Origin of the sequence: uncultured Chloroflexus sp., assembly GCF_937951745.1 — a bacterium.
Taxonomy (GTDB): domain Bacteria; phylum Chloroflexota; class Chloroflexia; order Chloroflexales; family Chloroflexaceae; genus Chloroflexus.
This window is the reverse complement of sequence record NZ_CALFBQ010000007.1, coordinates 53,873-76,649: the sequence shown is the minus strand read 5'-3', so window position 1 is coordinate 76,649 and position 22,777 is coordinate 53,873. Positions and strand designations below refer to the sequence as shown.

Annotated in this window: 22 protein-coding genes and 1 tRNA gene; 7 read left to right on the top strand and 16 right to left on the bottom strand. The window is 58.2% G+C overall.

All coding sequences use genetic code 11. The annotated features are described in order from the left end of the window. Positions 1-48: 48 nt before the first annotated feature. The 10 genes from Q1A59_RS02565 to Q1A59_RS02520 all read right to left on the bottom strand — a co-directional run bounded on the left by Q1A59_RS02565 (position 49) and on the right by Q1A59_RS02520 (position 7,333). On the bottom strand, positions 49-576 hold the full coding sequence (locus Q1A59_RS02565) for an NADH-quinone oxidoreductase subunit C (RefSeq protein WP_298404530.1): 528 nt from the start codon (positions 574-576) through the stop codon (positions 49-51). Further along, the gene (locus Q1A59_RS02560; RefSeq protein WP_298404532.1) at positions 569-1,363 is read right to left on the bottom strand and encodes an NADH-quinone oxidoreductase subunit B; all 795 of its coding nucleotides are present in this window, start codon (positions 1,361-1,363) and stop codon (positions 569-571) included. Before Q1A59_RS02560 ends, Q1A59_RS02565 begins: the two co-directional genes overlap by 8 nt. Positions 1,364-1,365: 2 nt before the next feature. Next, the gene (locus Q1A59_RS02555; RefSeq protein WP_298404534.1) at positions 1,366-1,722 is read right to left on the bottom strand and encodes an NADH-quinone oxidoreductase subunit A; all 357 of its coding nucleotides are present in this window, start codon (positions 1,720-1,722) and stop codon (positions 1,366-1,368) included. A gap of 130 nt (positions 1,723-1,852) precedes the next feature. Beyond that, positions 1,853-2,317 carry an FHA domain-containing protein gene (locus tag Q1A59_RS02550; protein WP_298404536.1) on the bottom strand — a complete coding sequence of 155 codons (465 nt, stop codon included), beginning with the start codon at positions 2,315-2,317 and terminating at the stop codon, positions 1,853-1,855. 3 nt (positions 2,318-2,320) lie between these two features. Further along, positions 2,321-3,037, bottom strand: a complete 717-nt coding sequence (locus tag Q1A59_RS02545) for a DUF3662 and FHA domain-containing protein (protein ID WP_298404539.1) — start codon at positions 3,035-3,037, stop codon at positions 2,321-2,323. A 19-nt stretch (positions 3,038-3,056) separates the two neighbouring features. Then, positions 3,057-3,743, bottom strand: a complete 687-nt coding sequence (gene tsaB, locus Q1A59_RS02540) for a tRNA (adenosine(37)-N6)-threonylcarbamoyltransferase complex dimerization subunit type 1 TsaB (RefSeq protein ID WP_298404541.1) — start codon at positions 3,741-3,743, stop codon at positions 3,057-3,059. Further along, the gene (tsaE, locus tag Q1A59_RS02535) at positions 3,743-4,264 is read right to left on the bottom strand and encodes a tRNA (adenosine(37)-N6)-threonylcarbamoyltransferase complex ATPase subunit type 1 TsaE (protein ID WP_298404544.1); all 522 of its coding nucleotides are present in this window, start codon (positions 4,262-4,264) and stop codon (positions 3,743-3,745) included. The genes tsaB and tsaE overlap by 1 nt, the downstream gene beginning before the upstream one ends. A gap of 87 nt (positions 4,265-4,351) precedes the next feature. Next, positions 4,352-4,717 carry a hypothetical protein gene (locus tag Q1A59_RS02530; RefSeq protein WP_298404546.1) on the bottom strand — a complete coding sequence of 122 codons (366 nt, stop codon included), beginning with the start codon at positions 4,715-4,717 and terminating at the stop codon, positions 4,352-4,354. A gap of 275 nt (positions 4,718-4,992) precedes the next feature. After that, positions 4,993-6,480, bottom strand: coding sequence for an undecaprenyl-phosphate glucose phosphotransferase (locus Q1A59_RS02525; RefSeq protein ID WP_298404548.1), 1,488 nt, complete (start codon positions 6,478-6,480; stop codon positions 4,993-4,995). Next, positions 6,434-7,333: a glycosyltransferase family 2 protein gene (locus tag Q1A59_RS02520; protein WP_298404550.1), complete on the bottom strand. Its 900-nt coding sequence runs from the start codon at positions 7,331-7,333 to the stop codon at positions 6,434-6,436. The genes Q1A59_RS02525 and Q1A59_RS02520 overlap by 47 nt, the downstream gene beginning before the upstream one ends. A 301-nt stretch (positions 7,334-7,634) precedes the next feature. Between Q1A59_RS02520 and Q1A59_RS02515 the strand changes: the two genes are divergently transcribed. Together Q1A59_RS02515 and pufM are read left to right on the top strand one after the other, a co-directional pair. Further along, a complete protein-coding gene (locus Q1A59_RS02515; protein ID WP_298404552.1) occupies positions 7,635-8,570 on the top strand; it encodes a photosynthetic reaction center subunit L in 936 nt (311 codons plus the stop codon). A gap of 16 nt (positions 8,571-8,586) precedes the next feature. Next, positions 8,587-9,501: a photosynthetic reaction center subunit M gene (gene pufM, locus Q1A59_RS02510; protein WP_298404554.1), complete on the top strand. Its 915-nt coding sequence runs from the start codon at positions 8,587-8,589 to the stop codon at positions 9,499-9,501. A 179-nt stretch (positions 9,502-9,680) separates the two neighbouring features. On the opposite strand, the gene Q1A59_RS02505 is transcribed toward pufM, so the two are convergent. After that, positions 9,681-10,307, bottom strand: a complete 627-nt coding sequence (locus tag Q1A59_RS02505) for a hypothetical protein (protein WP_298404556.1) — start codon at positions 10,305-10,307, stop codon at positions 9,681-9,683. A gap of 93 nt (positions 10,308-10,400) precedes the next feature. Here Q1A59_RS02505 and Q1A59_RS02500 point away from each other — a divergent pair. The 4 genes from Q1A59_RS02500 (at position 10,401) to Q1A59_RS02485 (ending at position 14,585) form a co-directional block, all read left to right on the top strand. Continuing rightward, positions 10,401-10,476: transfer RNA gene (locus Q1A59_RS02500), tRNA-Gly, on the top strand. A gap of 51 nt (positions 10,477-10,527) precedes the next feature. Next, positions 10,528-12,426, top strand: a complete 1,899-nt coding sequence (locus tag Q1A59_RS02495; protein ID WP_298404557.1) for an ABC-F family ATP-binding cassette domain-containing protein — start codon at positions 10,528-10,530, stop codon at positions 12,424-12,426. A 30-nt stretch (positions 12,427-12,456) separates the two neighbouring features. Beyond that, positions 12,457-13,206 (top strand): class I SAM-dependent methyltransferase, encoded by a 750-nt coding sequence (locus Q1A59_RS02490; RefSeq protein ID WP_298482276.1) that lies wholly within the window; start codon positions 12,457-12,459, stop codon positions 13,204-13,206. A 281-nt stretch (positions 13,207-13,487) separates the two neighbouring features. After that, complete coding sequence (locus Q1A59_RS02485) at positions 13,488-14,585, top strand: DICT sensory domain-containing protein (RefSeq protein ID WP_299643711.1); 1,098 nt, start codon at positions 13,488-13,490, stop codon at positions 14,583-14,585. 97 nt (positions 14,586-14,682) lie between these two features. On the opposite strand, the gene Q1A59_RS02480 is transcribed toward Q1A59_RS02485, so the two are convergent. Continuing rightward, positions 14,683-16,998 carry an RNA-binding domain-containing protein gene (locus Q1A59_RS02480; protein ID WP_298404561.1) on the bottom strand — a complete coding sequence of 772 codons (2,316 nt, stop codon included), beginning with the start codon at positions 16,996-16,998 and terminating at the stop codon, positions 14,683-14,685. 20 nt (positions 16,999-17,018) lie between these two features. Continuing rightward, positions 17,019-17,384 carry a hypothetical protein gene (locus Q1A59_RS02475; RefSeq protein ID WP_299643708.1) on the bottom strand — a complete coding sequence of 122 codons (366 nt, stop codon included), beginning with the start codon at positions 17,382-17,384 and terminating at the stop codon, positions 17,019-17,021. A 604-nt stretch (positions 17,385-17,988) separates the two neighbouring features. Between Q1A59_RS02475 and Q1A59_RS02470 the strand changes: the two genes are divergently transcribed. After that, positions 17,989-18,942 carry a tyrosine-type recombinase/integrase gene (locus Q1A59_RS02470; RefSeq protein WP_298404564.1) on the top strand — a complete coding sequence of 318 codons (954 nt, stop codon included), beginning with the start codon at positions 17,989-17,991 and terminating at the stop codon, positions 18,940-18,942. 2 nt (positions 18,943-18,944) lie between these two features. Here the strand turns inward: Q1A59_RS02470 and Q1A59_RS02465 are convergent, their stop codons facing one another. From Q1A59_RS02465 to obgE, 3 genes are read right to left on the bottom strand one after another with little or no spacing between them, the layout of a single operon-like run. Then, on the bottom strand, positions 18,945-19,775 hold the full coding sequence (locus tag Q1A59_RS02465) for an alpha/beta fold hydrolase (RefSeq protein WP_299643704.1): 831 nt from the start codon (positions 19,773-19,775) through the stop codon (positions 18,945-18,947). After that, entirely contained in the window at positions 19,772-21,250 is a 1,479-nt protein-coding gene (locus tag Q1A59_RS02460) for a S10 family peptidase (protein ID WP_299643701.1), read from the bottom strand. The genes Q1A59_RS02465 and Q1A59_RS02460 overlap by 4 nt, the downstream gene beginning before the upstream one ends. Further along, the gene (gene obgE, locus Q1A59_RS02455; RefSeq protein WP_298404571.1) at positions 21,247-22,566 is read right to left on the bottom strand and encodes a GTPase ObgE; all 1,320 of its coding nucleotides are present in this window, start codon (positions 22,564-22,566) and stop codon (positions 21,247-21,249) included. The genes Q1A59_RS02460 and obgE overlap by 4 nt, the downstream gene beginning before the upstream one ends. Positions 22,567-22,777 lie beyond the last annotated feature (211 nt).

Below are 22,777 nucleotides of genomic sequence, written 5' to 3'. Positions count from 1 at the left end.
GCATACACGACGCTGTTCATAGTAAAATACATCGGCATCACTGCTCTATTACCCCTCGCTCTCGCCACCCAAATACTTATCCCCCTGCCGGGGAAAGTCTTTGCGCATGGGGAAACCTTCAAACTCATCCCACATATAGATGCGGCGCAAGAAGGGATGCCCGGTAAACTCGACCCCAAATAAATCGAACGCCTCACGCTCGTGGAAGTTGGCGGCAGGCCAGTGCGGCGTCAACGACGGCACTACCGGCTCATCGCGTGGCACACGCACACGCAACACGACACTCGAACCGCCGGTCGGATGGTAGAAGCGATAGACCAGCTCAAAACAACCGGCATAGAGGTAATCAACCACGGCAATATCCGACAGATAGGCATAACCGAGCGTATCACGCACCCAGAGCGCCGCTGAAACCAGATAATCAGGCCGCACAAGGGGGTCGGGCGGGTTAAACAAACCGGGTTGTGGCCCATGCGCAGGCGGCGGCGTTATCGCCAGCGGTTCCGCCTCGACCAACGCAGCCGGCAATGCCGTGGCAAGGCGGGCACGCAGCTCGGCAGGAGTCATCTCAGGCATCGCTCACCCCGCTCCGCTTCAAATCATCGGCGGCGATCTCAGGCGAGATACCGCGTGCCTTCAAGGCATGCTCCAATTCAACTTCCGGATCCATAATCGGGAACTGACGCACCACTTCAGGATGCTCGATCTGGCCTGACCGCCGTTCGCCGTGGCTCGGCGAGGTATACGAGCTGAGCAGCGGCAAGCCGCCGACCGGATCAACCAGCTTACCGTCAATCTCAAGCCCCTTGGGGCCGAACGTAGGCACTGGAAAATCGCTGGTTTGCGGCTTGTCGCCACTGCCGTACCAACGCACCCGGCCTAGTTTCTGCTGATCGATCTGCTCTTGCAGCGTCATCAGCGCGTGCAGGAGAGCTTCGGGGCGCGGCGGGCAACCGGGGACATACACATCAACTGGGATAAGCAAATCGATTCCACGCAACACGTTGTAGCCATCGCGAAACGGGCCGCCAGACGTAGCGCAGGCCCCCATTGAAATCACATAGCGCGGCTCGGCCATCTGGTTATAGAGCCGCACCACCTGCGGAGCCATCTTCTTGGTCACAGTGCCGGCCACGATCATCAGATCGGCTTGGCGGGGCGACGCGCGGAACAACTCGGCGCCAAACCGGGCCACGTCGTAGCGACTCAGACCAAACGCCATCATCTCGATTGCACAACAGGCCAACCCAAACGCCATTGGCCAGATCGACGAACGGCGGCCCCAGTTGTAAAACCGATTGATGGTCGTCAACAACACACCCTGCCGCTCAAGTTCGAGCTGGGTCGGATCGACATCAGCCATAATCACACCCACTCTAGAGCGCCTTTGCGCCATTCGTAGAGCAAGCCAGCAAACAGCATGAGGAGAAAGATCGCTGCCGCAATCAGGCCATAGAGACCCACTACATTGAATGCTACCGCCCACGGATACAAGAAGATTACTTCAATATCGAAAATCACGAAGGCGAGGGCGTAGAGATAATACTGCACCTTGAATTGAACGTGGACATCGCCGATTGCTTCCAACCCGCACTCGTAGGTGCTGGTTTTCAGCGGCGTCGGGCGTTTCGGGCGTAGGAAGAAGGCGAGCACAAGCGGGATCAGCGGGAAGCTGATTGCAGCAAGCAGAAAGATGCCTATCAGAGCATAGTCGGCAAGCATTGCCTATCCTCCGTTGGGCGGGTGAAACGAAAAAGGCGATGAGAAGTATATCACAAATACGTACCAACCGGCGCAACCTTCCGGCCAGAATTTTAATGAGTATTAATCATAGTTGGTAGCGAAATGACAACTATGTGCCGGCTGACGGCTCGAAACGTAGTTCGACCCGGCCAACCCGAATCGCATCGCCGGGATGGACTTCGGTCGGCTCGGTCACTTCAAAGCCATTCAGGAAGGTGCCGTTGGTGCTATTGAGGTCTTCGAGGATCCAGACGTTACCGCGACGCTTGAGGCGCGCATGCTCGCTAGAGAGAAAGGTATCATTCAGCACAATATCACAGTGCGGGCTGCGCCCGATCAAGGTGTCGGGATTAAGGGGAAAGGTCTTGCCAACCGCCACCCCGCTCTGGCCAGAAATCGTCACCACCAACTGACCATAAGGACTCGCAACAGTCGGGGTTATGGCGGGACGAGCTAGATCGCGCCGGATCACCTGCACGACCTGCCAGAGAAAGAAGTACAGCAGAAAGACGACCGCGACTCGCAGTAAGAGCAAGATAATGCCGATCGAGATGCTGGCGATATCGAAAAACATCGGCTAGCCCTCGCGAAAGGTCAACTCAAGCCCACCTAGCGAGACGACATCACCATCGCGCAACGCGCGTTCAGCGATCCGTTCACCATTCACAAACGTACCGTTGGTGCTGCCGAGATCAGACAGCCAAAACTGGCGTTGGCGGTAACGCAACTGGGCATGCTTGCGCGACACTCGCGTATCTTCCAGAATAATATCGTTGTCGAGGCCACGGCCAATCGTCACCATGGTGGTCTCGATCGGCAGCGCCTGTGGTTCGTGGCCGGTATGCAAGAGCAGAAACGCCCCGGATGAGCGGCCAACGCCCCGATCAGCCTGCAAAATCATCGTCATATTTGGCTGGTCGGCTTGGCTATCGCTCATTTCAGCCACCACTTGGATCGAACGGCGCGGCACCGAGGGGTCTTCAGCCAGCACAACCCGCGGCCGGTCAAGCAGGCTAAAGTTGCGTTCAGCAGCCAGCTCACTCAGATAGGTCGCCATCTCTTGTTCGAGCTGCTGGCGCACCGGTTGGAATGCGGCAAAATCTTGCGGATGCAGATAGGCGCGGTAGAAACTCGGCACAATCACCCGCTTGAAACTAAGCTTCTGATTGCTCTCCATTGCCCTTTCAAGCCGGCGGGCAATTTCGATGGGCTGGATCGGGCTGCGGAACATCCGCGCCACTGATCCTTCAACCATCTGCTCCATAAACTGTTCAAAGCGACGTAGGGCAGACATAGCTTCCCCCCGCAGAACATCAGCTTGGCCGCGCCCCAGCGGCAGGCGCGCGCACCGGTTCGCCAAGGTAGATTGGTTCGAGAGTGGTCAGATCGTCGTAACGCTGTTCGAGGTGGCGTTGCCATGCTAGCTCGGCCAAAAAAGCGGGCCGGCGCAGACGAGCGGCGGGCAGCGGCAGCACCGCCTGATCACCTAAACCGCGTCGCAACCCAGCGATTGTAGCAGCGTCCAGATCGCCGCAAAACAACGCCGGCCCGCTCACCTCGGCACACAGCTCGCTGAGGGTCAGATTACGGTCAGGAGCAAGGCGTTCGAGCCGGTCACGCGCAGCAAAAGGCGCGGTCGCATAACGTTCCCGGCCTAACCGGATCAAGGGATAGACAGGCAACGTTGTGGGCACATATTGATACGCCAACGCATCGAGCGTCGGGATACCGATCAACGGGAGATCAGCAGCCAAGGCCATCCCCTTTACCAGACTCAAACCAACCCGCAAGCCGCTCCAGCTCCCCGGCCCCAGCCCCACGGCGAGCACGGTAATATCAGGCGGCGCCGCGCCAGCATAGCGCAACAACGCATCGATCTGCGGCAACAGCTGGGCAGTATGATTCCGCCCTGACTCCCATACGCTTTCGGCGAGCGGGCCATGAGGGCCATAGAGCGCCAGACCGGTGAGGGTGGTAGCGGTATCGATCGCGAGCAACATTAGCCGAACGTTGCCTCCTTAAACATTGCCAGCAGCTCGCGGTAGCGAGCGCCGTGCGGCGCCAACCGCACCCGCCGCTTGGTCTCGCTCACATAACTCAGCGTAATATGCACATGGTCGGGCGGCAATGCCGCTGCCGCTCGTTCAGGCCATTCGATCAGGCACACGCCATTGGTCAGCCAAAGTTCATCAAGGCCAATCGTAGCCAACTCAGTCACGCCGCTAACGCGGTAGAGATCAACGTGATAGATCGGCAACCGGCCATGCGCGGCGTCGGCGCGATACTCATTGATCAGCACAAAGGTGGGGCTGGTCACCGGGCCGTCATACCCCAACCCGCGCGCAATCCCCTTGATCAGATGAGTCTTGCCGGCGCCAAGCGGCCCCGACAACAGCACCACATCGCCGGCGCGCAACAAATGGCCGAGCCGGGCACCGATCCGTTCGGTTTGCACCGGGCTATGGCTGATAAAATCGAGATCGTGCGGCGTTTGCGCCGCCGGTAACAATGATTCGGTCATAGCACTATTCTACCATAGGGGAGGAGACAGACAAGGATAGCAAGACGGGCGGGTTGGCAACCCGCCCGTCCCCGCGATCATCTTTTATCATCCGAGGTCAACTGCCGGGTTAAGACCAGTAGCCGCATTTGTGCTGGCCGGGGGGAGATCAGTGGCAAGCGTCATCGTCGCGTGACGCAACTCTTGGACAGTACGGCGAGCTTCATTGCTAAAGACGCCGTCAACGGCAATTAGCAACCCGCGGGTTAGGCGCCGGAGGAAGAGCATTTCAGCAAAATCTTGCACATCAGCAGCGGTAATGAGCGCGCGGCGCTGAACCAGCACCGCAACCATTTGACCAGATGGTTCGGCCAAGACCAACAAACAGCGCGTCGCACGCAACTGTTCGGCAGTGATAACCTGATAGCCAAGCCGGCGGGCATGGGCGGCGGCTTCACGAGCGACTACATCCATCGTTACCCTCCTCCATTGAGGACACTGGTCTCGCACGCGGGCGACGGGGCGTTACGCTGATGGGGGAGATTCGTGCTCAGTATATCACACTTCACACCGATTGATGCAAGTTCACTTGAGATGATGACGGCTGTCAGTGCAAGGGCGCGGAGCGCCCGAAGCAATCTCTCTTTCGCGCCACCAATGGCTAAAACTGGCCCTTCCCATACTCGCAGGAGCTTCCTTCGCCGCCGGAGGCGGCTCGCCTTGACAGGAGGGGTGTGGAATAGCGCCCTTCAATACGCATTCTCTTGCCGGCCAGTGATGAAGTTAATAATTGTGCGCAAAATGATCTTAATATCGAATAGCAGCGACCAATTTTCCACGTAATAGAGATCGTAGCGGGTGCGTTCTTCGATGCTGGTATCGCCACGCAAGCCATTCACCTGCGCCCAACCGGTCAGACCGGCCTTCTCTTTATGACGGCGCATATAGCGCGGAATCTGCTGGCGGAACTGTTCAACCCAGCGCGCCTGTTCGGGACGGGGGCCAACGATTGACATCTCACCGATCAGAACATTGATCAACTGCGGTAACTCGTCGAGGCTTGTGCGGCGCAACCACCGGCCAACGCGCGTCACCCGCGGATCGTTCTGCACCGTCCATGTACCAAACTGTTCAGCATCGGGGCGCATTGTACGAAACTTAATCATCCAGAACGGCTTGCCATCGAGGCCCACGCGCTCTTGTAAAAAGAAAACCGGGCCACGCGACTCAAGCCTGATAGCGAGCGCGATCAACAGCATCACCGGCGCCGCAAACAACAACACCAACGAGGCCACCACTAGATCGAGGCCACGTTTCAGCGCCCGATTCCACGGATTATCGAGTGCAGCATTCTTGACGCTGACTAGCGGCAAATCGCGCAGATCGCCGATCGAAACCTCATTGTTGGTAATCAGTTGGAAAGTATCAGGGTAGACCTTAATCTCGACCGACTCATCTTCGGCCAGCGCAATCACTTCCACCAGATCCTGCGAGGAACGACCCGAGAGGGCGATAATCACCTCATCGGCGCGCGTTGCCCGGATCACGCGGCAAATATGTTCGGTGCGACCGAGCACCGGCAAGCCATCGACAATCTCACCAATCGGGACGGTATCGGAGAGAAAGCCCTGCACGCGATAGCCCAATTCGGGCCGGCGGCGGATGGTATTCCACACCAAGCGACCGGGTTCGCGCGCGCCGACGATCAACACCCGGCGGGTATCAATGTCAAAATAACGACGCAACGCATAAACCAACGCGCGATGCAGGAAGCGGCCAAGCAGACAGACCGCCACTGCCAACCCCCAACCCTGAACGAGAATATCGCGCGTCCATGGCATCTCTTCGCCGCCGAACTCGCCGATGAGGGCATTGATGAAAATGACCAAGACCATCGTAAACGAGACTGCCGTCACCACCTTCACTGCTTCATCAAGGCGTGAGGCGCCGCGTTTCATCTCGTAGAGGCCATGGCTAGCAAACACGATCAGAGCGGTCACGCTGCCAAGCACACTCAGGCGGAGGGGAGTCAGTGGATCGGCAGGCATGCGAAACCCGGCAGCGGCGAGCGAATCGGTGCCGAAGGCATAAGCAAGCTGCGCTGCCAGATTCAGCGCCGCCATATCAAGAACAACTAGCAGCAAGCGTAGCAACGCGCGCCACGAGCGCGGGCGCAGCAACGACCGCACTTTAACTGACGCGGTGCGCGTTGGATGGGAGGAGGAGATTGCGGCCAAGCGCCCACAGCTCCTTTACAGTGATACCCAGCTCGATCAGGCCATTGAGCGGCGCCGGCGTAGTTGCGGCGTAATGTTTGCGATGAAACAGCCGCATCGCATCGTAAAAGGCGCGAATCGACGGGATCGGGCGGCGACTGGAAGCGGCCCGCTTGTAATGGTAGACCGTCACCGCAGGATAATAGACGATCTTCCAGCCATACTGCTTGATCCGGTAGGCCCAATCGAGATCTTCGCCATACATAAAAAACGTCTCGTCGAGCAGGCCAACTTCGCGCACCACCGCTGTGCGCACCATCATGCATGCCCCCACTACCGAATCGACTTCGGTTTCAACATCAGGATCGAGGTAGGTCATGTTGTAGGCGGCAAAACGACGACTGCGCGGGAAGAGGCGGGACAGACCGAACAGGCGGTAGAAAGCGATGGCCGGGGTGGGAAAGCTGCGCCGGCAGGCTAAATCGAGCGAGCCATCGGGCAAGAGCAACTTTGGCCCTACCGCCCCTACCGCCGGATGGTACTCAAGATAATCAACCAAGCCGTCAAGCGCACCCGGCGGCACAATCGTATCGTTATTCAGCAACAGAATATAGACCGGCGGATCGGGCAAGGCCAGTATTTGGCGCAAGGCCAGATTATTGCCGGCGGAAAAGCCACCGTTGACCGGACTTTCAAGCAAATGCACCCACGGAAACCGCTCCCGCACGAGCGCTGCACTGTCATCGGTCGAGGCATTGTCAACCACCCATACCGACAACGTACAACGAGTGGGAGCAGCGGCGATCGAGGCCAAACAATCAGTGAGCAGATCGGCCCGGTTATAGTTGAGAATGACAACGGCAAGACTGGTCATTGCACGCCCGTTCGGTCAGTTTTAGCTTGCTGACGCACCCTCAGTATACCACAAGTCCCTCTTGTTTTATATGCAAGAAGTGAACAAGAGATGTTCAAGGTGCAAGCAACGTGGTTTGAGGCTTTATAATGCAAAATTAAATATCAACACCTCTTGCTTGACAATGCCTGTCAAGCGTATTATACTGGCCGAAAAGGGCGCGATATTTTGCTTATCATTACACGCTGTCAATGTCAGGGCAGTGGACAGGCGCGATGGAGACAGGCGGTCGCCGCGCCAACCGTCAGCAGAGGGAGTCGCTATGAGCAGAGCAAAAGCGAAAGACCCCCGCTTTCCCGATTTTTCGTTCACCGTCGTTGAGGGTGCGCGATCGACGCGGGTACCGGGAGGGCGCACGATCGAGGAAATCGAGCCGGAGTACAAAATCAAAGGGCGCACAACCTTTAGCGCACTCTTCCGCTACGATCCCTTCGATTTCTGGGTAGGTCCGTTCTACGTCGGGTTCTGGGGATTTGTGTCGGTGATCGGCATTATTTTTGGGACGTATTTTTACGTGAATGGCACTATTCTAAATGGCCCCTACTCTATCCCCCAAAACTTCTTTGCTGGGCGACTCGACCCACCGCCAGCCGAAATTGGTCTCGGCTTCGCTATGCCGGGCCAGCAAGGGTTTGAGTGGCAGATGACGGTGCTCTTCGCTACGATCGCCTTCTTCGGCTGGATGATGCGGCAGGTTGACATCAGCATGAAGCTCGATATGGGCTACCATGTACCAATCGCATTCGGCGTCGCCTTTTCAGCGTGGTTAGTGCTGCAAGTTATTCGGCCGATCGCGTTAGGAATGTGGCATGAAGGCTTCGTCCTTGGCGTCATGCCCCACCTTGACTGGGTGTCGAACTTCGGCTACCGCTACAACAACTTTTTCTATAACCCATTCCATGCGATTGGCATTACCGGTCTGTTTGCCTCTACATGGTTACTTGCTTGTCACGGCTCGCTGATCCTGAGCGCAGCACAGTACCGTGGACCAGAAGGCGGTGACATCGAAAACGTCTTCTTCCGCGATGTGCAGTACTATTCAGTCGGTGAGTCGGGTGTCCACCGTCTTGGCTATATCTTCGCCATTGGCGGCATTCTGTCGGCTGATCTCTGCATCTTGCTATCAGGCTGGCCGGTGCAAGACTGGGTGAGTTTCTGGAATTTCTGGAACAACCTCCCCTTCTGGAGCGGCGTCTAGAGAGGAGCGCATTGGTATGGCAACAATCAACATGACGCCGGGCGATCTGGAACTGGGCCGGGATCGCGGTCGCATTGGCAAACCGATTGAGGTTCCTCTGCTCGAGAATTTCGGCTTCGATAGCCAGCTTGGCCCGTTCTACCTTGGCTTTTGGAATACAGTGGCCTATGTCACCGGCGGCATCTTCACCTTCATTTGGCTGGTAGTGATGCTGGCACAGGTGAACTATAATCCGGTGGCGTTTATCAAATACTTTGTCGTGCTGCAGATCGATCCGCCGTCGTCACGCTACGGCCTGAGCTTCCCGCCGCTGAATGAGGGCGGTTGGTGGTTGATCGCTACGTTCTTCCTGACGGTGTCGATTTTCGCGTGGTATATGCATATCTATACCCGCGCCAAGGCGCTCGGTATTAAGCCTTATCTGGCCTATGGTTTCACCGGCGCAATTGCGCTCTATCTGGTGATCTACATTATTCGCCCAATGTGGATGGGTGATTGGTCGGAAGCGCCGGCTCACGGGATCAAAGCTCTGCTCGATTGGACAAACAACGTGAGCGTGCGCTACGGCAATTTCTACTATAACCCGTTCCACATGCTCTCAATCTTCTTCTTACTCGGTTCGACACTCTTGCTGGCAATGCACGCCGGTACGATTTGGGCACTCGAGAAGTATGCTGCCCACGAAGAGTGGGATGAGATTCAGGCGCCCGGTACTGGTACCGAGCGGGCGCAACTCTTCTGGCGCTGGTGTATGGGCTTCAACGCCAATGCCTACTCGATCCACCTGTGGGCTTTCTGGTTTGCGTGGCTGTGTGGTATCACCGGTGCGCTTGGCGTTTTCTTCTCGATGCCCGATTTCGTGAATAACTGGTTCCAGTGGGGTATTGAGGCTGGTATTGCCTATCCGCAGGGTCCAACACCCTTGCCCTAACCTATACACCGCCCACCTTCCTCCAACCCCTCACTTGCTGTGTGGCAGGTGAGGGGTTTTTATGTGACAGCGCGACAGAGGCAAAAACGCGAAGGGAGGATCGCTGTCTTCACTCCTCTCCATACCTCTGCGCGTTGTGGGCTTTTTCAGCGTGGTAAGGCAACTAGATTTTCATCTCTTCACACCTTGGCGCTCGTATTAACAGTTTCAGCCACCCGCTCGACCGGCATCCCCAACGCTAACACCATTGCATTGACCAGTGGTTGCAGCGCCGCTGGTACGGCGGCGCTATCAATAATCCACACTTCATCGCCAACCAGCAACTCAAACGCGAGCACGGGCTGCAAACGGCGAATCAGACCGCCGGCGACGATCCGGTAGGGGCGCAAGCGCAAACCCGTGATCGCGGTGCGATCGATCTGTTGCTCCCGTGGCCGCCCGACCCGGCTGGATTGGCGAATCGTGAAGGTCTCGGCATCGAGCATGATTTCATTGGCGGTGGTGGCAATCGCGTAGCCTCCCACCAAGCGTTGGATCGCCAAGCCGCCAAACAACCCGCCGGCAGCAGCGCTGAGGGCAGCCGTGGCAAAACCGAACTCTTGCAGCGATGCTAACACGCCAGCGAGTAACGCGGCCATGGCAATGGCCATTAATACCCCGCCACCGGCAAAGAGCGGAAGAGCCGCAGCGCGATTCGCCTGCGGGTATGACCGTAAATGCAACCGATCAGGTTCAGCAACAATGACTTGATAGTACGGGGTGAGGCCGAGACGGCGACCGAGGCGTTGACGCAGGGATGATGTCATAGCATTCCACAATGAACGATGAGCAAGGCTTCCTCTCTACGATCCTACCACACTTGCACGAATCGGCAGATCGTGCTATACTCTAAGCGCGATGCGGGAGTGGCTCAGTTGGTAGAGCGACACCTTGCCAAGGTGTAGGTCGCGGGTTCGAATCCCGTCTCCCGCTCCAATCAAGACCGGCGCCGGAGCGCTGGTCTTTTCTATTGTAAGAACCAAACCTATGACTCTGCTCAACGCAACGAATCTCAGCAAATACTACGGCGCTGAGCTGATTTTCCACGATGTCAGCTTCCAAATCGCGCGAGGTGAAAAGGTGGCAATTGTCGGCATGAACGGCACCGGCAAGAGCACCTTGCTGCGCATAATCGCCGGCTATGAGACGCCGGATAGTGGCAGTCTTAGCCTTGCCCGCGGCACCCGCGTCGCCTATCTTGCCCAAGAGACGCGCTTCAGCGACGATCTGACCCTCTGGCAAGAGATGGAAGCGGCGCTGGCCGAGATCCGCGACTGGCGCGCCGAACTGGCCGCCCTTGAGGGCCGGCTGGCCGATACGTCCGCCCCCGATTGGGAAGCAGTAATGGAACACTACGGCGAACTGAGCGCTCGTTTTGAGCATGCCGGCGGCTACGAGATCGAGCATCGCATCGAACGCACGCTGCACGGTCTCGGCTTCCGGCCTGAACAGTTCCACCAGCGCATGGGCCAGTTTTCGGGCGGGCAAAAGACGCGGGCCGCGCTGGCTGCCGCTCTGCTCAGCGACCCCGATTTGCTGCTGCTCGACGAGCCGACCAACCATCTCGATATGCAGGCGCTCGAATGGCTCGAACAGTTCTTGCGCAATTGGGATGGCACCCTGATCGTGGTCTCGCACGACCGCTACTTCCTCGAGCGGGTGACGAAACGCACGCTAGAGATCAGCTTTAACCGGCTGGAGGATTACCCCGGCAGCTATGAAAAGTATTTGGCGCTCAAGGCCGAACGGATGGAACGGCGGCTGAAAGAGTACCAAGCCCAGCAAGCGTTCATCGCCCGCACTGAAGAGTTCATCCGGCGCTACAAGGCCGGCCAGCGCGCACGCGAGGCCAAAGGGCGCGAAAAACGGTTAGAGCGGCTCAAACGCGAGCAGTTGCTCGACCGTCCAAAAGAGGCGGCCAAACTGCGCGTTGCGCTCGACAGCCAATTGCGGTCGGGGGAGCTAGTCTTGCGGCTCGATGGGTTGGTGGTTGGCTATCACGGGCCGCACGGCGACGGCAAGCCGCTGTTGCGGGCCGATGACTTGACCATCCGGCGCGGCGAGCGGGTCGGGTTGCTCGGACCAAACGGCTGCGGCAAGACCACCCTGCTCCGCACGCTAATCGGGCAATTGCCGCCGCTGCAAGGCGTGGCCCGCTTTGGCCACGAAGTGCGGGTGGGTTACTACGCGCAAGGCCATGACGTGCTGGAATGGAACAATACCGTGCTGGAAGAGGTGCTGCGGGTAGCGCCAAGTCTTGGTGAGGGGCCGGCGCGCAACCTGCTTGCCCGTTTTCTCTTTACCGGCGACGATGTGTTCAAGCGCATCGCCGACCTCAGCGGCGGCGAGCGATCGCGAGTGGCACTGGCCCAACTGACGCTGCTGCCGGGTAATCTGCTCTTGCTCGATGAGCCGACCAACCACCTCGATATTGATGCGCGCGAGGCGCTCGAAGCGGTGTTGAAAGAGTACACCGGTTCGATCTTGTTTGTCTCGCACGACCGCTACTTTATCGACACACTGGCCGATAAGTTGTGGATTGTCGAGCAAGGCCGGATCAAGCAGTTCGCCGGCAACTACAGCGAGTATATGGCCGCCCAGAGCGCCGCGCCGCCTACACCAGCGCCTAAAACCGCCGAGCCGAAGGCCGCGCCGGCCAAACCGGCCCGACCCGACGACACCGAGCGGGCCAAGCAGCGCCGGCTAGCCGCTTTAGAAGCCGAAGTGACCGCGCTTGAACAAGACCTTGCTCGCCTGAGCAGCGAACTCGACGCGGCCAGTCAAGCGCGAGACGTATCCCGGCTAACGGCGCTAGGAGCGCAGTACGCCGAACTCGAACGGTTGCTGGCGGAAAAATACGCCCAATGGGAGCAACTAGCGGCGTGAGCAGGAAGGGTGAACCGCTCAGAGAGGTCTATGATCTACCACGATTACGCCCCGATCTACCATGCCGCCGGGCAAGCCGCTTTTGGCACGGCGCTGGCGCAGATCATCCTTGCCCACCTGCCGGTGCTGCCGCAGCGCACGCTTGATCTCGCCTGTGGCACCGGCGCAGCGGCGTTAGTGCTGGCGGCTGCCGGCGCAACAGTCGTGGGAGTTGACAGTTCACCGGCTATGCTGGCCATCGCCCGCGAGCAGGCACACCAGCGCAGGTTGGCGATCGAATGGATCGAGGCTGACATCCGCGCATTGCCGGACGACCCGCGGTTGCCGCCGGGCAGTTTCGACCTCTGCACCAGCCTCTTTGACAGCCTTAACCATCTCACCGATGATGATGATCTAGCCAAGGTCTGCCGGGCAGTAGGCCGATTGCTGCGTCCCGGTGGGCAATTCATCTTCGACCTCAACACCCTCGCCGGTTTTCGCACGTGGCATGAATACGATCAGGTGCTCTTCGACGGGCGCGATCTGCTCGTTGTCAACCGACTGCACTTCGATGAGCACCAGCAACGTGCGTATGGCCGGTTCGTCTGGTTTCAGCGGCGCGGGGAGCGGTGGTGGCGCGGGGAAGAGACCCACTGCGAACGGCCATGGAGTGACGCTCAGATCGCCGCAGCACTCGCTGCCGGTGGATTACGTTTGGTTATGCGCCTCACCCCGCAATGGACGCCGGCAACAGATGATGCGCCGCGGGTGGTGTATATCAGCGAGAAGTATGCTGAGTAAGATCAGAACACCCCTGACTCGCCACACCAAAACCTGAACAAGCAAGCATAGAGCATCTGCGCTCGGATGATCGGACAAGTATCGGCTCGCACTTTGTGATAGTAGCCGTGATCCAAACGGTTATCCCTTTACCCATGCGTTAGGGTTACCAACAACTACTTATCGGACGAATAAAGGTCATTGCTCTAACGAAACACAATCATACTTGTTAGCAGACTGAGAGAGAACATGGTACTGTTTAACCCACACAAAAATAAAAAAGACTACGTAGGAGCAGTAGAATGAGCAATGCATCAACTAGACTACCCTCTCTCTACCGTATTATTCAAGAAGCGATAGCGCCAGATGTCCCACCGTTCACAGCAACGAAAACGACGTTAGTTGATCTTAGTCACACCTTAGAAGACTGTGTGCTACGCAACAAATTACCAAGCGTCATCTTCACCGGATTTCAAGAGAGCAGCCACTGGCGGAAAGAAACACAACGCTACCTTGAATTAGCCCACATTGCCAGTTCAATCTGCATTTTTGCCGGTGGCACTCCACCCATACCCGAAGAAAAACATATCGCCGTCACCCTCGAACCAAGTGATCCGCTCAGACAAGAATGGTTTGTTCTCGTGTTAACTGAATATTTTTGTGCAGTTCTTTGTGGGCTTGACAATCAACTAGCGGTGGATAACGAAGGTGATCGCACATTTGAAACCATTCTTACGTTCCAGCCGGAAGTTGTTGAGAAAGTTATCGATATACTGATGACGACCGTTGAACGTTATCGACCTGATCGAGCAGCCGAACTCCGCCAAGCACGGCAGAACTTTCCACCTCGCTCGCCGCAAGGCCCCTACCTCACCCAAATTGTAGGTGCGCTAATGGAACACATGCAACGGCGCTACAATCAGCAGCGTCAACTACTGATTGAGCTACAGCAGCTCAACGAACGGCAACGCACATTAGAAGAAACCATCGCGCAACTAGGAGTGCCAGTAATACCACTGCTTAAAGGCGTTCTTCTCTTACCCCTCATTGGCAGTATTGACTCACAACGTGCTCAACGAATAATGGAACAGCTCCTGACCGGCATTGCCGAGCAAGCGGCTGATGTTGCGATTATCGACATTACCGGCGTGCCAATTGTTGACACAGCAGTCACAAATTACCTACTGCAAGCGATCCGTGCTGCCCGCCTGCTTGGAGCACAGATCATCCTTACCGGCATTCATGCATCAGTGGCGCAGACGATGGTCAATCTTGGCATTGATCTCGCCGACGTCACCACCAAGAACAACCTTCGGGAAGGGATAGAGGCAGCGCTTGGGGTACTGGGGCTTGAAATTTGCCGCAAACGGAAGAGTGGCACGACATCTGGTGAAGTGTAGGAAGGGGCGACAGACTTGTCGCCCCTGATCATGAAACGGAAGGGTGAAACGCCATCTACTGAGTCGTAGGAAGGAGCAACCAATCGGTCGTCCCTGATCACTCATCGTACAATTGCAGCAACTCACGCCACTCACCGGTCAACTCATCGCGGCGAGCAGCGTAGTAGACGTGAGTCACTCCCTGCTCGTCAACATAGACCAAATCGACCTGCGAGCGCATCGGGCGCAGATACCCAATATTGCCCCACCAGCGCACCTTTTCTTGGTCGAGCGGCATATCTTGGTGGTACATGCGAGCCGCATACTCGCGCACCGTGCCGGGTTCGATGTCTTGCAAGCGCCATGGTGCGCTGCTGACATCACCAGTGCGCAAATTACGGAAGACGTACAGCCACTCACCCTCTTCATTGCGCGTGGCGCTCACGACCTCGATGCCGGTGCGAGGGCGAGCGACCCGGATTAGCGCCAGCCATGCGTCAGAGAGCTTCTCGCGGGGCACATTGTTATACTCTTGCACCGCGCCACTCTCTTTATCCTTCATCACCAGATCGAAGCGGGGCTGGCCATCGTTATCGAGCGAAATTCGCACCAAACCACCTCTGCCGCGCCAGCGGATGCGGCGTTCACCCCACGTCTCGATTTCAGACGGCGGCGGCGGCGCTTCCACCGTCTCTTCCTGATCGAAATCGGCGGTATCGGTCTCGACGCGAGTACCGGCCTCGGTGAGCAGGCTCATCCACGCTTCACCCAGCCCCCAATCGCTCACGCCGTAGAAGATATGGTCGATCACACCATTCTGGTCGCGATGCACCAGATCGTACTTCACGCGCGAACCCTGCCGGTAGGCGCGCCAGAGGCCAAGCCGGCCACGCCAGCGCACTTGGCTGTGCAAATCGATCCGGCCATCGCGCAAATCTTCGTGACGGCCAATCGCATAAGCCCACAACCCCTGCGCGCGGTCGCGAGTCACGCCGGCAGTCGTGCGCAGATCGCGCACCTCGTAAACCCACGTCCCACCGCGGCGCTGACTGCCGACAATTTCGACGCCAGAGCGGGGCAATTCGAGCGTCTCGCCATTCTCGAGTGGCGACGGCTCACCAGCGGCAATCGCCTGCCGGCAAAGCTGGATAATCTCGCTGCGGTTAGCGGCCACCGTCTCGCTATCGCGGCGGACATACACCGTGCCGTTGCTGCCAACATACGGCGGCGGCTCATGCGCCTTCACCTCGACCCGGATCACATCACGGCCTTCATAGTGCATCAGCTCGAATGACAAATAGGGGGCAGGGATTAGATTATCCACCACACTCTGGCGCAGTGCCTCGGTAATCTGGTCAGGCCGTTCCACCCCGATCACCTTGCCGCCGGGATCGCAGCCCACGATCAGCACCCCGCCGCCGATATTCGCCAACGCCGCCACATCGGGCCAGAGCGCCGCCGCTGCGGATGGATCGGCCACCGCGCGCAGCAATTGGCGATCAGTGCTACCGCTGAAACGGGCAACATCGAGCGACCACTGCTTCTGATCGCGCTTGGGCACGCGCACCCGGTCAAAGTCTTGGCTAGAAAAGAGCGCCTTGAGCGCCTCGAAACTACGATCAGGCAAGAGCGCCTCGAAATAGCGATCGCCGATGCCGTGGCGATGAGTCGCTTGTGCGTCAGCCTCGGCCAAGCGGCGCAGACGATGGGCATCACTGCCTTGGATGCAGAACATGCGGCGCTCATAGTGCTCGGTCTTGCCGTTGTAGAAGCCGGGCGAAGTGAACTTCTCGTGATCGGTGTAGAAATTGATAAATTCTAGCGCGTGGAGGTAGGGGCTTTGCGTCACCGCCACCCGCGCTTGACCGCTTGTACCCATGCGCAAGGTCTCGGTAATCACGCCATTAGGGCCATTGGCATGGGCAGCGATCACAATACCGCCGGCGCGATGAATAATCTCGTAGGCTTCGGTGACATGGCGGGTATTGGCCACACTACACACCCCACCCTTCAGCAACTCGGCGGGAATGCCGAGTTGGAGCAGGGTAGCCTCAATCAGACTCAGCGGACGGTTGGGCGGAAAAATGCCGATAATGTGAGCGCCAAAATGGGACGTAAATTCAAAGCCGGGCAATACCATAATCTTGTCGAGCAACCGGCGGTACTCGGCCAACCGCGCCTCTTCCTCACTAGTGAGCCGCCCTGCCTTTTCGAGCGTGGTTAGAAACTCAATTTCGCGTTGGAACTGCTCGTAGCCGGCGACGGTATTGTGATCGGTAAAGGCAATGATTTCAAGACCGCGCCGCTCAGCTTCCTGTAGTATATCAAGGTAAGAAACGTTTGGTTCGGCGTAATCCTCAGACGCAGGCGTGTGTAGATGCAAATCAACCCGGATCCAGCGCATCCCGTTGCGCGCTTCTCCCATTGTATTCATATCATGAAAGCCTTAGATATTCAGATCTTTTTTAGCCATGTTTTTCTGTCTTTTTTGTTTTTATCTTGTCGTTTCTTGTCATCAAACGATAGGAAGCTCCTCCTTCCTAACGACAGAGTGAGCCGACTATGCCGGCTCATAGACACACTTTTCACCATGTACTGATAGTATACCAGATCAACACGGAGTTGATTGCACAAACCGCTGCTCGCACAACCAAGCCCGGCAATGCACCAGCTTGCCCAAGAGCGGCAAAGGCCGATCACGCTCACCAGTGCGATGACGCACCCGTTGCTTGAAACCAGCACAGCCAGCCCGTGACCGCCGAGCTTGCCCAACAATCTGTTGCTGTCATCTGTCTGGCTGCAAACTTGATTCAAAGCCATTGTCAACGTTTAATCAATATCAAAAATATTCATGGTTAGAACTAGCATGATGTCAAAGTATTTGCTATAATGCAATCAACGTCGGATACGACATTGAGGTAAAGCATTTGCACGCCGAGCCGAGATCGTGGTTGTAACGTGGCCCGGCCAGCAAAGGGCAGTCACAGCGCACGATCCAAACTCGACTAGTGAGCCATCATCTCACTAGCTCCTTCAGAGGAGCGAGCAGTCAATGGCCGGCGAGCCGATCAGCGTTGCGATAGTGCTCGCCCCATGTCGCACCGGCCAAGTGAGGTTGAAATGGTGGGCAGTAGAGCTGTGCTGCCCCAAGATCAGGCTGTGTCAACGACGACGCAGCAGATCGCCAGAGCAAGCAACGATGCCGTGCTACAGTGTGAGACAGCGGTAGGTGGTAAGCATCTAGCATGCGCTGTACCCTTGCCTGTCCTCACAATGCGATGATGCGTACTTCCATTTTTCAGCGGAAGCGACAGCCGCATAACCCTACCGCTCGCTGGCGGTTGCAGCGCCCGGCGCTGCGAGCAGCTTGCTGCCGATGACCTTTGCCGAGCGCTGTCATCGCGGCAGGAAAGAGGAGAGTCCTATGTCCCATTCAAGTGGATTCGGCCTGCAGCAGACGCGCACCATCATCAGTGAGCTAGAACAGTTTTTGGCCGATTTGAAACAGGAAGATGGATTGAGCGAAAACACCATCACCTCGTACCGTTGCGATTTGCGCACAGCGGGAACCGTCTTGAGCAAAGATCTTACGGCCATTACCGCGAGCGACATCCAACACTTTCTGGCTAGCCGGAAAGAGCAGCCGGGCACCACCAACCGGCGGATTGCGAGTCTGGGCCGGTTTTTCCGCTGGGCATTCGCGCGTGGGTATGTGACTCACAATCCGGTCGAGCAGATCAACAGCCGGATTCCGACTGAACACCATCCGCAACCGATTGCCAACGAGACCGAACTGCGCGCACTTGATCAGGCCATCGCCGCAGCGCCGCAACCTTACCGGCTGATCTTCACGCTGCTGCGCGAGATCGGCATTCGCACCGACGAGGTGCTCAATCTCAACCTCGGTGATGTCATTCTTGAGCCGGGGCGCGAGATGCTGCTGGTGCGCGATAGCAAGAGCGGGAATAAGCGGATGATTGCGCTAACCCCTGACGCGATGCCGCGTTCGTTGCGCGGGTTGCGCAGTTGGGTGCGCGAGATGGAGCATTTACCGCCTGATACACCGCTCTTCCGGTCGTCGCGCGGCACACGCGCATCGTACGATACGCTGCACCGACGCTGGGTGGCGGTGTGCAAGGCAGCCCGGCTGATGGATATCGTTGATGGGCGCGAGCAGCCGCGTTACACGCTACACCACCTGCGCCACACCGCCGCTGCCGAACTGATTACCTTCTACCCAGAGCAGGTAGTACGCCGGATTCTGGGCCATCGCGATCCGCGCTCAACCCGCCGCTACACCGAGCTGGTGCGCAACCAGCCCCGAACCGCCGAACGGACGGCCCATCTGCACCCGTCTCCCCGGCGCGAGGCGATGTGAGGTTATGACAACGGTGCGATAAGGAAGGCGCGGATTGCCGCGTATGTTGGGCCATACCCCGGCCCGCGCAGCATATTATGATTCGTGCCGGGAATAAGCTGCATCCAAACGAGACCCGGCGGCGCCGCAGCCCGTAATTCGGCTTGCACCGCCGGCGGTACTATCGTGTACGCCGGTTCGGCCAGCAAGATCAGCAACGGCACCTGCACCTGCCCAATCCGCGGCGCCAGCGTCCAGTCATCCGGGATGAGGAACAAGCCGGCCACTTGCTCATAGCGGCACTCGGCTAACGCCTGCGCCTTCCAATGATAGTCACACGGATGCCAATCAGGGTTTGTCTCACGTAGCATCGGCAAGGTCGCTTCCGGTGGCTCACCCACTCCTCGGCTAAACTGGGGCAGCCACGACGGCGCCACCGCCGCTTCTTGCCGGATCAGCGGGTCGATCAGCACAGCCCGCTGCACGGCTGCCCGCGCCGGATGGTCACGGCTTAACAAGGCAAGCGTTGTTGCCCCACCCCACGAATGACCAACCATCACTACGTCGCTTAACCCCAACGTCACGATCAGATCACCCACAATGCCGGCCACCGTATCAATATCGTAGGCCGGGCTGAGATCACTCTGGCCGTGGCCGGGCATATCAATCGCGATCACCCGCCAGCCCTCGGCAGCCAGATCCTCCCCCAACCGCCACATCGTAACAGCGCTGCTGGTGATACCGTGGCAAAGCAGGGCCGTAGGGCCGGCGTTGGGCCATTCGAGAAAACTGACCCGGCCATGGCCGAGTTGGGCAACATGGCGTAGGGCGTTGATATGGCATGGTTCGGTCATTGGCTTGCTCCCTCTGGCGCAACAGCGACGAAATCGGCCAGCACCGCCTTGAGTGCCGCTAATGACGATTCCTGAATGTACATCATGTGGCCAGCAGGGTAGAAGCTCTCGCTGATCTGGCTGCGCAACGCCGGATCGAGGGCGAGATGGTTGAGCGTATAGCGAGTAGCGAAGTAGGGCGTTGCCAGATCGTAATAGCCGCTGGCGACATGCACCCGCAGCGCCGGGTTACGGTGCATGGCCCGCCGCAACGTCTCGGCGACATCAACGTAGCGATTTTGGTGATCGTTGAAACTCCACGGCCACACTCGCTCGGTGAGGATTTCGTAGGGCAGATCGCTGCTAAAACCCAACTGCTCGCGCACGTAATGATTGAGTGCGGCAGTATAAGGGCCGGTAATCGCCGCAAGGCTCGGGTCGAACTCGACCGTCTCGCCTGCCGCGTCGCGGTCGCGGCCGATAAACCGGCTGTCGAGCCGGCCCACCGTGCGGTGCTGATCGCGTAGCAATTCCTTCACAAACCGGTCGTCGCGAATCCGCAAGCGCGAGCGGGTAATATAGTCGTAGTTGAGGCCGGTGTAGCGGGCTAATTGAATGGCGATGCGATCAAAGGTGTCCGGATCGAGCTGATCGCCTTGCAACAAGGCCAGCGCATAGTCGCCGAGCGCAAACGCTTCAGCAGCGCGCAGAGTCGCGACCAAATCGCGCTGCAATGCTGGTTCGAGCCGGTAGTGGTAGAAGGCAGTGGCGGTGTAGGCCGGCAAAAAGAGCATGTACGGCAAATCGTTGCCGTGATCGAACGAGAGGGTCTGAAAGTGCAACACTGCTGAGATCAGCATCAGGCCATTGAGGTAGAGGCCGTGCCGTTCTTGCAGATAGCCGGCCAAGCCGGCGGCCCGGGTGGTGCCATAACTCTCGCCGGCCAGATACTTGGGTGATAGCCAGCGCCCGTAACGGCTGGTGTACAGCCGGATAAAATCGCCCACCGACTCGATATCTTTGCGGAAATCGTGAAACTGCTTGGCAGACTCGCCAGCAACGGGACGGCTATAGCCGGTGCTGACCGGATCGATAAAGACCAGATCGCTGACATCGAGCAACGAGTACGGGTTAGGCGCGAGACGTCCGGGAGGTGGCAACGGCCTCCCCTCTTCGTTCATCAGCACCCGCTGCGGGCCAAGTAAGCCGAGGTGCAGCCACACCGACGACGAGCCGGGACCGCCGTTGAAGGCAAAGGTAATCGGGCGCCGGCTATAATCGCTCACATCATCGCGGGTATAAGCGACGAAGAAGATACCGGCTCGCGCCTGCTCACCGGCGCTGACGCCATCCTTCTCCGCCTCCTCCTTCATAATGATCACGCCGGCGGTGGCCGTATACGCGATCTCAACGCCATTGATTACCACCGTATGCTGGGTCTGCACAAGCTGATCGGCGGGTGGCGACGCCGGGGCAGTAGGTTGCGTTGTTGTCATGCGATATGCCGTCCGCTATCATCCCACACCAATTCGGCGCGCCCAATGCGCACCAGATCACCATCTTGGACGCCAGCCGCGATCAGGGCCTCGTTAATGCCGCTCGCTTCCAGCACGCGCTGAATCCGGTCGAGCGCCTCATCTTGGTCGAGATTACTCATCGCGATCAGGCGCTCAATCTTGACCCCGCGCACCCGGAATGCATCGCCTTCGCGCTCGATGGTAAAGGCATTTTCATCAACCGGCGGCAACGGCCACTCGAGCGGCGGCTCATCGGGATCAACCGGATCGCGCTGGGGCGGCGGATCGGCGCGCAACAGCTCGGCCACCCGCTGCAAGAGCGGTTCGATACCGGCGCCGGTTGCTGCCGAAATCACAAACAGATCCTCTGGCGCCACTGGCAGGCGGGCACGCAAGATAGGCACGTTTTCCTGCGCCGCAGGCAGATCGGCCTTATTGAGCGCCACCACCTGCTTGCGCTGGGCCAATTCAGGCTGGTACAGGCGCAGTTCGGTATTGATCTGCTCGTAGTCATCCCACGGCGCACGGCCATCGACACCAGCGGCATCGATGATATGAATGAGCAAGCGTGTACGCTCGACATGGCGGAGAAAATCGTGACCAAGACCGACGCCAGCATGCGCCCCTTCGATCAAACCGGGAATATCGGCCACTACAAACCGCTGCAACCCAACCTCGACAATACCGAGATTGGGGGTAAGAGTGGTAAACGGGTAGGCGGCAATCTTGGGTCGAGCGGCGCTGATGACTGAAAGCAGGGTTGATTTGCCGGCGTTTGGAAAGCCAACCAACCCCACATCAGCCAGCATCTTCAGCTCGAGCTCCAGCGTCAGTTCTTGGCCGGGTTCGCCCAACTCAGCCAGCCGCGGCGCTTGGCGGGTAGGCGTAGCAAAATGGATATTCCCCAAGCCGCCGCGCCCACCGCGCGCAGCAAGCAGCCGCTGGCCGGGCCGGGCAAGATCAACGGTGTAAGGTACGCCATTGATCGTGGCCCGCACCACCGTACCGGGAGGCACCGGTACATAGACATCGGCGCCATTGCGGCCATGCATCGCATTTTTGCCGCCATGGCCGCCATTCTCGGCGATAAACTTGCGCTGATAGCGAAAATGCAGCAGAGTATTGTATTCAGGGTCGGCGACGAGGTAAACATGGCCGCCGCGCCCGCCATCGCCGCCATTGGGGCCGCCACGTGGCACATACTTCTCGCGGCGGAAGGTCGCCGCCCCGTTGCCGCCATTGCCGGCTCGCACCACGATGGTTGCCTGATCAAAAAAATCGGTGGTCATACGCAAACAGCACGAGGGCGCGGATCAACGCGCCCCGTTTCTTTTTAGCAACAATGTCACGGATACGGTTATTTTCGTGATGCTCCCTCTTCAGGCAGTAATCGCGCTAGCGAAGGGGGCTGCGTTGACGCATGGAGGGATCATGCGCCGCATTTCCCTCTGCGCTGCACGCAATCACAAGGGAGTGAGCGCACCGTTACCGGTACAACCCAAGAAA

Excerpts from the sequence above, each read along its gene's own strand:
- Q1A59_RS02565 (WP_298404530.1), bottom strand. The coding sequence starts at position 576 with ATGCCTGAGATGACTCCTGCCGAGCTGCGTGCCCGCCTTGCCACGGCA.
- Q1A59_RS02560 (WP_298404532.1), bottom strand. The coding sequence starts at position 1,363 with ATGGCTGATGTCGATCCGACCCAGCTCGAACTTGAGCGGCAGGGTGTG.
- Q1A59_RS02555 (WP_298404534.1), bottom strand. The coding sequence starts at position 1,722 with ATGCTTGCCGACTATGCTCTGATAGGCATCTTTCTGCTTGCTGCAATC.
- Q1A59_RS02550 (WP_298404536.1), bottom strand. The coding sequence starts at position 2,317 with ATGTTTTTCGATATCGCCAGCATCTCGATCGGCATTATCTTGCTCTTA.
- Q1A59_RS02545 (WP_298404539.1), bottom strand. The coding sequence starts at position 3,037 with ATGTCTGCCCTACGTCGCTTTGAACAGTTTATGGAGCAGATGGTTGAA.
- tsaB (WP_298404541.1), bottom strand. The coding sequence starts at position 3,743 with ATGTTGCTCGCGATCGATACCGCTACCACCCTCACCGGTCTGGCGCTC.
- tsaE (WP_298404544.1), bottom strand. The coding sequence starts at position 4,264 with ATGACCGAATCATTGTTACCGGCGGCGCAAACGCCGCACGATCTCGAT.
- Q1A59_RS02530 (WP_298404546.1), bottom strand. The coding sequence starts at position 4,717 with ATGGATGTAGTCGCTCGTGAAGCCGCCGCCCATGCCCGCCGGCTTGGC.
- Q1A59_RS02520 (WP_298404550.1), bottom strand. The coding sequence starts at position 7,333 with ATGACCAGTCTTGCCGTTGTCATTCTCAACTATAACCGGGCCGATCTG.
- Q1A59_RS02515 (WP_298404552.1), top strand. The coding sequence starts at position 7,635 with ATGAGCAGAGCAAAAGCGAAAGACCCCCGCTTTCCCGATTTTTCGTTC.
- pufM (WP_298404554.1), top strand. The coding sequence starts at position 8,587 with ATGGCAACAATCAACATGACGCCGGGCGATCTGGAACTGGGCCGGGAT.
- Q1A59_RS02505 (WP_298404556.1), bottom strand. The coding sequence starts at position 10,307 with ATGACATCATCCCTGCGTCAACGCCTCGGTCGCCGTCTCGGCCTCACC.
- Q1A59_RS02495 (WP_298404557.1), top strand. The coding sequence starts at position 10,528 with ATGACTCTGCTCAACGCAACGAATCTCAGCAAATACTACGGCGCTGAG.
- Q1A59_RS02490 (WP_298482276.1), top strand. The coding sequence starts at position 12,457 with ATGATCTACCACGATTACGCCCCGATCTACCATGCCGCCGGGCAAGCC.
- Q1A59_RS02485 (WP_299643711.1), top strand. The coding sequence starts at position 13,488 with ATGAGCAATGCATCAACTAGACTACCCTCTCTCTACCGTATTATTCAA.
- Q1A59_RS02480 (WP_298404561.1), bottom strand. The coding sequence starts at position 16,998 with ATGAATACAATGGGAGAAGCGCGCAACGGGATGCGCTGGATCCGGGTT.
- Q1A59_RS02475 (WP_299643708.1), bottom strand. The coding sequence starts at position 17,384 with ATGGCTTTGAATCAAGTTTGCAGCCAGACAGATGACAGCAACAGATTG.
- Q1A59_RS02470 (WP_298404564.1), top strand. The coding sequence starts at position 17,989 with ATGTCCCATTCAAGTGGATTCGGCCTGCAGCAGACGCGCACCATCATC.
- Q1A59_RS02465 (WP_299643704.1), bottom strand. The coding sequence starts at position 19,775 with ATGACCGAACCATGCCATATCAACGCCCTACGCCATGTTGCCCAACTC.
- Q1A59_RS02460 (WP_299643701.1), bottom strand. The coding sequence starts at position 21,250 with ATGACAACAACGCAACCTACTGCCCCGGCGTCGCCACCCGCCGATCAG.